We start from the raw sequence: 8567 nt of genomic DNA, 5'->3' as shown, positions 1-8567 counted from the left end.
TCGACACCGCGCTGACGGCGGCGCGGGCGACGCGGCCCGACCGCGAGTTCCAGGTCATCCGCGATCTGCCGTCCGAGACGATCTACCTGAAGACCGATGCCGACCGTCTGACCCAGGTCTTCATCAACCTGATCTCGAACGCCCGGAAATACTGCGACGCGACGCGGCCCGAGCTGCGCATCGCCGTGCGCCACAAGGCGGGGCGGGTCACGGTGGATTTCATCGACAACGGCAAGGGTATCGCCAAGGACAGCCAGGCGCTGATCTTCGAGAAGTTCTCGCGCCTCACCGACGCCAACCGCGCCGGGGGCGCGGGGCTGGGGCTGGCGATCTGCCGCGAGATCATGCAGAACCTCGGCGGCTCGGTGGCCTATGTGCCGGGGCAGCGGGGGGCCACCTTTCGGGTGACGGTGCCGCTGCGGCTGGAAACGCTGGCCGCTTAACCCTTCGTGAAGGAAGCGCGCGTTAAGGTTGCGGCCATTGGGACAGGGCCGCCATGACCGCCGCATCGACCGACGTGATCCGCCGCAAGATCGACCGCGCCCGCCCGACCCAGGCGGAAGGCGCACCGGGGGCCGACCGGGGCTGGCGGCTGGCGCTGGCCCGGGCCGCACGGGATGCCATGGGGCTGGACCTCGACTTCCGCAGCCTGACGATTGCGCGGCAGAGCCTTGCGGAGATTCTGGAAACCGTGCCGGACCGAGCTCTGCTGGCGCTGCTGGACGGGCCGCAGGGCGGGCTTGGGGTGATCATGCTGGGCGCCACGGTCACGGCGACCTTCATCGAGAAGCAGACGCTGGGGCGTCTCTCTGCCCAGCCGCCTGTGCCGCGCAAGGCCAGCCGGATCGACGCGGCGATGGTGGCGGGCGTCATCGACCGTGCGTTGCAGGGCCTTGACGAGGCGCTGGTGGAGGAGGCCGACCTCGTCTGGGCTGGGGGGTTTCGCTACGCCAGCTATCTGGAGGACGCGCGTCCGCTGGGCCTGATGCTGGAGGATGAAGCCTACCGGGTCCTGTCTGCCGAGGTGGTGCTGGGGGACGGGGGGCGCGAGGGGCGGGTGATCCTGGTGCTGCCGGCGGCGGGGCGCGGCGCTTCGCCCGTGCTTGCCCCCGACATTGCCGAGGCCGATATCCCCCAGTTCACCGAGGCGCTTTCAGCCCAGGTGATGCAGGCCGGTTGCCGGCTGGACGCGGTGATCGGGCGGCTGGTGCTGCCGCTGCACCAGATCATGGCATTGCAGGTCGGTGAGGTGCTGATGCTGCCGACGGCGGGGCTGGACAGGGTCTCGCTGGAAACGGTGGAGGGCCGCCATCTGGTTCCCGCCCGGCTGGGCCAGCACCGGGGAATGCGCGCCCTGAAGCTGAGCGAGGCGGTGACGGGCCGTTCGGCCGCGCCGGTTGTCCTTCGCCCGCTGGTGCAGCCCGCGTCGGAGGAGCCGCCCGCGGAACTGCGCGCGGCGGGGTAGGGGCGGACACTCTAGTGGGCAAGGCTCGTCGAGCCCTTCGGGCACTCCTCGCCACCCGGGAGGATCATGCCGTCAACGAGACCCTTTCCGTCGCGGGAACAGATGCAGAGCGAGGAGTGCCCGAAGGGAGCGACGAGCGGGTCGGAAAGACCTCAACCCTTGGCCAGCACCTCGATCTGCGGGCGCAGGTGGTCGAGCTGGTAGCCGAAGCGGGCGGGCAGGCCGACCAGTTCGTCTGCCGGGCGCTTGCCGGCATTGGCCAGCGCCCAGACGATCGAGGACCGGTTGCCGGACGCGCAATAGGCGAAAACGGGGCCGGCGGAGGCCGCGATCGCCGCGCCCTGCGCCGTCACATTGTCCATCGTGATCTGACCGCCGATCACCGGGTTCGCGACGAAGGCCAGCCCCAGCGCCTCGGCAGCCTTGCGCATCTCAGCAGTGTGCAGGTGGGGTGGAATCTCGCCATCCGGGCGATTGTCGATCACCGTGACATAGCCCGCCGCCTTGATCGCGGGCAAATCGCCGGGCTCGATCTGCGGCGAAACGGCGTAATCGGGGGTGATCGCGCGGATGTCCATGGGCCTCTCCACTGGCGGCGCCGCAACGGCGCTGGATGAAATCGGCGCGACCATAGACAGCTTGATGCGAAAGCGGAAGCGCCGTTGACTTGGGTCAAGGTGGCCCGGGGCCGATCCGCCTACCATGGGGGCCACAGAGGAGGACTCCATGCAGGGCAGCCCGACCACCCCGATCCCGGCCCGCAAGGCCCAGCTTGTCAAGCGTCTTCAGGAGCTTGGCGCGCGGCTGGAAGCCATCGAGGAAGAGCTTGATTCGCACCAGAACCGCGACTGGGAGGATCTGGCCACCGAACGCGAGGGCGACGAGGTTCTCGAAGCCACCGGCAATGCCGGAAAGGCCGAGATCACCCAGATCCGTGCCGCGCTGAAGCGGATCGAGGACGGCAGCTACGGCGATTGCGTGCGCTGCGGCGAGCCCATCGCCGAGGCCCGGCTCGACGCCTTGCCCTGGACCCCGCTTTGCAGGAGATGTGCGCCATGACCACCCTAGACACCACACTGAAGCCGGGCGACCTGATCCGCGACGAAGCCGAAATCCTGGCCGCCGGAATCGAGTTGCAGCATCAGGGGCTGGAGCTCCTCTTGGCCGAGATGCGCGCGCTGGCCGCGCTGATGCCGGGCGAGGAGTCGTCGCTGCCCACCGATGCCGAGATCGAGGCCGGTTTCGACAACATGCCGATCTGATCCGGTCGCCACGCGCGACGCTTGTAAACCTCGGGCGGTTGTTTCTAACTTGGCCTGAAATCCGGGCAAGGGAACGGGAATGTCCGCTGTTGGGCTGAAGGTCGAGTGGCGGGACGGGATTCTGATCCTGACGCTGGCCCATCCGCCCGCGAACGAGCTGTCGCCCGGGCTACGGGCGGGCCTGATCGAGGCGCTTGCCACTCCGGATGCCAAGGGGGTCGTGATCGCGGCGGAAGGCCCGAATTTCTCGGCGCAGCTGCCGCTCGACCCCGACAGCGGATCCCCCTCGCTCGCCGACCTGGCCCGCGCGGTGGCCGATTGCCCGGTTCCGGTCGTCGCGGTGCTGCAGGGGCTGGTGACGGGCCCGGCCGCGGAGCTGGTGCTGGCCGCGCGGGCGCGGCTGGCCGGTCCCGGCCTTCGCATCGCCTTCCCTGAGGTGACGCTGGGCCTGTGCCCGGCCGGGGGCGCGACGCAGCGGCTGCCGCGGCTGGTCGGGGCGAAGGAGGCGCTGCGGCTTCTTCTCGGGGGCAAAGCGATCCCGGCGGCGGAGGCGCTGGCGCTGGGGCTGATCGACGGCATCACCGAGACCGCGCCGGTCGCCTCGGCGGTGCGCCTTGCCGGGGCGCTGGCGGTCGGCGACATCCTGCGCCGGGCCGAGCCCGATCCGGCGGCCTGGACAGCCGCGGTGGCCGAGGCGCGGCAGGGCGCGCAGGCGCAAGGCCTGGCGGGGCGGCGGATCGTCGATTGCGTCGAGGCAGCTCTGGTCTTGCCATCCGACAGCGCCCAGGCCTTCGAGACGGTCGCCCGGGCCGACCTGCAGGAAACCGCGGAGGCCCTGGGCCTTGTCGCCGCCGCCCGGGCCGAGCGCTGCGCGCTGGCGCTGCCGCCGGTGCTGGCGCGGCTGCAACCCTTGACGGTCGACCGGGTCGGCCTGGTCGGCACCAGTCCTGATCTGGTGCGGATCGCCATCGCGGCCCTGTCGCGCGGGCTTTCAGTGGCCTGGGCCTTTCCCGACAGCGCCACGCAGGAGGCGGGTGTCGCCGCCGTCGAGGCCGGGATCGGCGACGGTCTGCGGGCGGGCCAGTTGACGCCCGACCGCGCGCGGCGAATGACGGACCGGCTGGCGGCGGTCGAGGGCCCGTTCGCGCCGCAATCGGTGCCGCTGCTGATCGGCGACCCCGCAGCCATGGGCGGGGAGGGCTGGGTCGATCTTCCCGGCGCGGCCCGGCTGGTGCTCGGCGGGCAGGCCGAGGAGATGGGCCTCGCGCTCGCCCCCGGCGGTCGGGTCTGCGAGATCACGCTGCCCGCGGACTCGCTGCCGCTGGCGCGAGCGACGGCGCTGGCCGGGCTGCGCCGGATCGGGCTTGCGCCGGTGCTGGTCGGCCACCGCCCGGTTCTGGGCGCGCGGATGGCGGACGCGGGGCGCACGGCGCTGGCCTGGATGGTTTCGCGCGGGGTGCCGCGGCGGGTGATCAGCGCGGCGCTGGACGATTTTGGCGCGCGGGCGCCCGATCCCGTCTCGATCGAAGTGCCGACGATCCTGCGCGCGATGTCAGCGGTGGAGGTGCTGAACCGCTGGCTGGCCGCGCTGGCCAACGAAGGCGCGCGGCTGCTGGACGAGGGGATCGCGAAGCGGCCGTCGGACATCGACCACATCATGGTTGCGGGCTACCAGTTCCCGCGCCGGCAGGGCGGGCCGATGCATCAGGCGGCGCGGCGCGGACTGATGGTGCTGCGCCAGGACCTGCGCAACTGGGGGGCCGAAGCCTCGCTCTGGAGCCCGGCGCCCCTGATCGACCGGCTGATCCGCGATGGTCAGGGTCTGGAGGCGCTGGACCGCTAGCGATCAGCCGAGAAGGATGCCCGTGACGACCGCGGCAAGCCCCAGCGCCGATACGCCGACCGCGCCGAGGTTGATCGCGACGACGCGCTGCAACTCGGCCCGCATCGCGGCATCGTCCAACCCCGCGCGCCGGGCCCGTGCCGCGCGCAGGATGCAGTAGCCAAGGCCGATGAGCCCGACCACCGTCAGCGCCGCGCCCGCCCAGATCAATCCCTGCATCGTCCGTTCTCCGCCATCGTCCCGGCCCCAGCTAGCCGGTCTTGCCCGCCCGCGCAAGCAAACCGCCGCGCCCCTGCCGTTCCCGCCTTGAACCCGAACCCTGCGACGGGGTAGGAACCCCCGACCAACCCATTCCAGAGGACCGCCATGGCCGACGCGACCGATCCCTATGCCGTCACCGCCGACGAGCTGCGCCAGTTCATCGAACGCTTCGAACAGCTGGAGTCCGAGAAGAAGGATGTCAGCGAGCAGCAGAAAGAGCTGATGGCCGAGGCCAAGGGGCGTGGCTACGACACCAAGGTGATGCGCAAGGTCATCGCGCTGCGCAAGCGCAAGCCGGACGAGCTGGCCGAGGAAGAGGCGGTGCTGGAAGTCTACAAGGCCGCGCTGGGGATGAGCTGATCAGGGCTCGACCAGCCGGACGCCGGGTATCCGCGCGATCCGCTCGACGTCTTCCAGATAGGAGCGGGTCAGGTCCTCGACCAACTCGGCGGTCCAGCCGGGGACGCTGATCTCGAAGGCGACCTCTTCGGGGCGGCCGAACTTTTCCAGGAAGGCCGTCACGATCCGCCGCCGGTGCAATACCGATTGCGGCGGGTGTTCCCGGCAATAGGCGTGGTAGCGCGCGAGCCCTGCCTCGGTCATCAACTGGGCCAGCAGCTCGTCGGTATCCTCGAGCACCGTATCGTCCGCGTGGTCCGAGACGATCTTCAGGACTTCGGGCCAGATCATCGGCGTGTCCTCGTCACACCAGACCGTAAGCGGAACGCCGGGATTCTCGTCCTTGATCTGGCGCACGGCGTCGGACCAGCGCAACCGCCGGACGTCGACGTCCTGAAGGATGTCCGTGTGCCCCTTTGCGCTGGCACGGTCGCGCAGGTCGGGCAGGAAGGTCGCCGGATTGCGCAGGCCAAGGTGGAACTCGGCCTCGATGTCGGGAAATATCTGGGTGAAGGCGCGCAACCGCTGCCCGCCGCTGCCGTAGAGCGTCTCGCCCACCGCATAGGCCGGAAAGCTGAGGAAGCTGGTCCAGGACAGGATCAGCCGGTCGGCCGCGTCTTCGTCCATGATCTGGTCCAGGATCATCGCCTCGGTCTCTGGCGAGGCGGGCGCGCCGCGCAGCTGGTTGACCGTGTCACGCAGAAGCTTGCGGTAGCGGGTGGGCGCGGGCACCACGATGCCCTGGTCGGCCAGCGCGACGCGGTTCTTGAGCAGGCAGCGGACCAGCCGGTCCTCATCGGTGCAATGGGCACCCAAGTGGTAGACGATGCGCATCTTGCCCGACTTTTCGGCGCGGGTATCCCGGCCCCGCGGCGCGACTATACGGGCTTTTCTGGACAGTTAAACCGCTTTCCTGTAACCCGCCCGGAGGATGTCCGACCGTTCCGCCCCCCTGATGCGCCGCCGCCTGCTGCCCCGGCCCGACCCTTGGACCATCGGCTCCGTGGTGATCGCGGCGGTGATCCTGGCCCCGGTCCTGTCGATTGCCTGGATCGCCCTTTTCCCCACCGAGAACATCTGGCCGCACCTGATGGCGACCGTGCTGCCGCGCTATCTGTTGACGACGCTGCTGCTGATGGCGGGCGTCGCGGTCCTGACCGCGGGGATGGGCACCGGGGCGGCCTGGCTCGTCTCGATGTACCGCTTTCCCGGCCGCGACTGGCTGGCGCAGGCGCTGCTTTTCCCGCTGGCGATCCCGGCCTATGTCGGGGCCTATGCGCTGGTCGACCTCCTCGACTATGCGGGGCCGGTGCAATCCACCCTGCGCGCGACTTTCGGCTGGGCTTCGGCGCGCGACTACTGGTTCCCCCAGACGCGGTCGCTGCCGATGGCGATCCTGGTCCTGTCGTTTGCGCTTTACCCTTACGTCTACCTCCTCGCCCGCTCGGCCTATCGTGAGCAGTCGGGCCGCGCGTATGAGGTCGCCCGCGCGCTTGGCTGCGGACCCTGGGGCCTGTTCCTGCGCATCGGCTGGCCGCTTGCCCGCCCGTCCATCGCCGCCGGGGTGGCGCTGGCGCTGATGGAGACGGTGGCGGACTATGGCACGGTGCTGCATTTCGGGGTGCAGACGCTGACGACGGGCGTGTTCTCCACCTGGCTCAACGGCGACAATGCCGGGGGCGCGGCGCAGATCGCCGGGGTGATCCTGGTGCTGATCCTGCTTCTGGTGGGGTTGGAGCGGGCAGGGCGGGGCGGGGCGCGCTTTCACCGCCTCGGCCGCAGCGCCCAGCCGGTTCAGCCGCAGGCGATCGCGGGCCGGAAGGCCTGGGTGGCGACGGTTCTGTGCCTGATCCCCTTTGGCGGGGGTTTCGTGCTGCCGGTGGCAGTGATGCTGGCGCATGCGGCGAAGGCGCCGGAGGGCTGGCTGGCGCCGGGGTTGCTGGTGGCCTTGAAGAACACGGTGGTCGTCGCCGGGCTTGCTGCGCTGGTGACGGTCGGTGCGGCGATCTTCCTGGTCTATGCGTTGCGGATGAAGGGCTCGCGCGTGGCACGCGGCCTCTTGCCGCTGACGCTGATCGGCTATGCCGCGCCGGGCGCGGTTCTGGCGCTGGGGCTGCTCTTGCCGCTGGCCGCGCTGGATCACCGGCTGGCCGACGGCATCCTGGCGCTGACCGGCTGGGATCCGGGGCTGATGATCACCGGCACGGCCTTTGCCTTGGGGATCGCCTATATGGTGCGCTTCTTCGGCATCGCGCAGGGGGCGGTGGATGCGGCCTTTGGCCGGGTCGCACCCTCGCTTTCGATGGCGGCGCGCTCTCTCGGGCGGTCGGCCTCGGGCACGCTGGCCTCGATCTACCTGCCGCTGATGCGCGGATCGGTCCTGACGGCGCTGCTTCTGGTCTTCGTCGATTGCGTCAAGGAACTGCCCGCGACGCTTCTGTTGCGGCCTTTCAACTACAACACGTTGTCCACCCGCGTCTTCGAGCTGTCGAGCCTCGAGCGCCTGTCGGAAGCCGCCCCCGCCGCGCTTCTGGTCATGGCCGTGGGCCTTGCCGCCGTGCTGGTCGTCGCCCGCAGCCGCGAGGACTGAAGCCCTGCAAGCGATGCCCTTGCGAAGCGCGCAGGCCGAGGGTATCTGAAGGGCGTGGCCCCTATAGCTCAGCTGGTAGAGCATCTGATTTGTAATCAGAGGGTCGGGGGTTCAAGTCCCTCTGGGGGCACCACATCCCACCGCAACGCTAGGTCCGCTCGATCACGCCCAGAAAGCTGAGCGCCTGCTCGAGATCGGCGCGCAGTTTGGCATCGGAGCGGTTGAACCCGGCGCAGAGCGTGTCGAAGCGTTTGCGCAAAGCCTTCTTCTCCTCGCCCTTGCAATCGTTCCACGGCCGACCCTGCAGGCCCATGACCAGGACGTAATAGCCGATGAAATGCGGGCGCGATCCGCTGTCGAGGAGCCTGCGGTAGGCCTCGTCTGCGCCCAGATCATGGACTTCCTCGGCCGTGGTGATCCCGGCGCGGGCAAAGGCCAGTTCCGAAGCGGGGCCGAGGTTGGGGATCGAGGAGACGGGGTTTGGCATCGGGCGCGGGGGTGAGAACAAAACAAGGCCAGCCTCGCGGCTGACCCCGGTGTTGTCAAGCGCTGCCCGAGCGGACTGGCGTCAGATCGACGCCCAGTCCTTGAAGATCGGCTGGCCTTGCTGCTGGGTGGATCCGCCGGCCTGCTGGCCCTGCTGCTGCTGGCTTTGCTGCGTGGTGCCGCCCTGTTGGGGCTGGCTGGGGGTAGTGGCCATCTGACTGCTCCGTTCGCTGGCTCTTTTTCCGATATTGCGCGGGCCTT

11 protein-coding genes and 1 tRNA gene are annotated in these 8567 nt (G+C 69.8%); 8 read left to right on the top strand and 4 right to left on the bottom strand.

The features are described from left to right. Window positions 1-443, top strand: a 443-nt coding sequence (locus V7Q39_RS16920) for a sensor histidine kinase (protein WP_333817789.1), incomplete at its 5' end; no start/stop codon positions are given. A gap of 53 nt (window positions 444-496) precedes the next feature. Beyond that, the gene (locus V7Q39_RS16915; RefSeq protein WP_333817788.1) at window positions 497-1465 is read left to right on the top strand and encodes a FliM/FliN family flagellar motor switch protein; all 969 of its coding nucleotides are present in this window, start codon (window positions 497-499) and stop codon (window positions 1463-1465) included. Between the two features lie 152 nt (window positions 1466-1617). On the opposite strand, the gene V7Q39_RS16910 is transcribed toward V7Q39_RS16915, so the two are convergent. Then, window positions 1618-2043, bottom strand: a complete 426-nt coding sequence (locus V7Q39_RS16910) for a TIGR01244 family sulfur transferase (protein WP_333817787.1) — start codon at window positions 2041-2043, stop codon at window positions 1618-1620. Between the two features lie 148 nt (window positions 2044-2191). Here V7Q39_RS16910 and V7Q39_RS16905 point away from each other — a divergent pair, with 148 nt between their 5' ends. The 3 genes from V7Q39_RS16905 to V7Q39_RS16895 all read left to right on the top strand — a co-directional run bounded on the left by V7Q39_RS16905 (window position 2192) and on the right by V7Q39_RS16895 (window position 4570). Continuing rightward, window positions 2192-2524, top strand: coding sequence for a TraR/DksA family transcriptional regulator (locus V7Q39_RS16905; protein WP_333817786.1), 333 nt, complete (start codon window positions 2192-2194; stop codon window positions 2522-2524). Beyond that, window positions 2521-2727: a hypothetical protein gene (locus V7Q39_RS16900; RefSeq protein WP_333817785.1), complete on the top strand. Its 207-nt coding sequence runs from the start codon at window positions 2521-2523 to the stop codon at window positions 2725-2727. Before V7Q39_RS16905 ends, V7Q39_RS16900 begins: the two co-directional genes overlap by 4 nt. Window positions 2728-2806: 79 nt before the next feature. Further along, window positions 2807-4570, top strand: a complete 1764-nt coding sequence (locus tag V7Q39_RS16895) for an enoyl-CoA hydratase-related protein (protein WP_333817784.1) — start codon at window positions 2807-2809, stop codon at window positions 4568-4570. A 3-nt stretch (window positions 4571-4573) separates the two neighbouring features. Here the strand turns inward: V7Q39_RS16895 and V7Q39_RS16890 are convergent, their stop codons facing one another. After that, complete coding sequence (locus V7Q39_RS16890; RefSeq protein ID WP_333817783.1) at window positions 4574-4789, bottom strand: hypothetical protein; 216 nt, start codon at window positions 4787-4789, stop codon at window positions 4574-4576. 147 nt (window positions 4790-4936) lie between these two features. Between V7Q39_RS16890 and V7Q39_RS16885 the strand changes: the two genes are divergently transcribed. Beyond that, the gene (locus V7Q39_RS16885; protein ID WP_333817782.1) at window positions 4937-5191 is read left to right on the top strand and encodes a DUF2312 domain-containing protein; all 255 of its coding nucleotides are present in this window, start codon (window positions 4937-4939) and stop codon (window positions 5189-5191) included. Here V7Q39_RS16885 and V7Q39_RS16880 read toward each other — a convergent pair whose 3' ends face one another. Beyond that, window positions 5192-6064 (bottom strand): hypothetical protein, encoded by an 873-nt coding sequence (locus tag V7Q39_RS16880; RefSeq protein WP_333817781.1) that lies wholly within the window; start codon window positions 6062-6064, stop codon window positions 5192-5194. A gap of 97 nt (window positions 6065-6161) precedes the next feature. Between V7Q39_RS16880 and V7Q39_RS16875 the strand changes: the two genes are divergently transcribed. Then, the gene (locus V7Q39_RS16875) at window positions 6162-7820 is read left to right on the top strand and encodes an ABC transporter permease (protein ID WP_333817780.1); all 1659 of its coding nucleotides are present in this window, start codon (window positions 6162-6164) and stop codon (window positions 7818-7820) included. A gap of 57 nt (window positions 7821-7877) precedes the next feature. Next, a tRNA-Thr gene (locus tag V7Q39_RS16870) sits at window positions 7878-7953 on the top strand. Between the two features lie 15 nt (window positions 7954-7968). Here V7Q39_RS16870 and V7Q39_RS16865 read toward each other — a convergent pair. Then, window positions 7969-8307 carry a TfoX/Sxy family protein gene (locus tag V7Q39_RS16865; protein WP_333817779.1) on the bottom strand — a complete coding sequence of 113 codons (339 nt, stop codon included), beginning with the start codon at window positions 8305-8307 and terminating at the stop codon, window positions 7969-7971. Window positions 8308-8567: the final 260 nt, after the last annotated feature.

Origin of the sequence: Tabrizicola sp. (assembly GCF_036781545.1) — a bacterium.
Lineage (GTDB): Bacteria > Pseudomonadota > Alphaproteobacteria > Rhodobacterales > Rhodobacteraceae > Tabrizicola.
The sequence above is the reverse complement of the archived record's forward strand: the minus strand, read 5'-3'. Positions and strand labels throughout refer to the sequence as shown.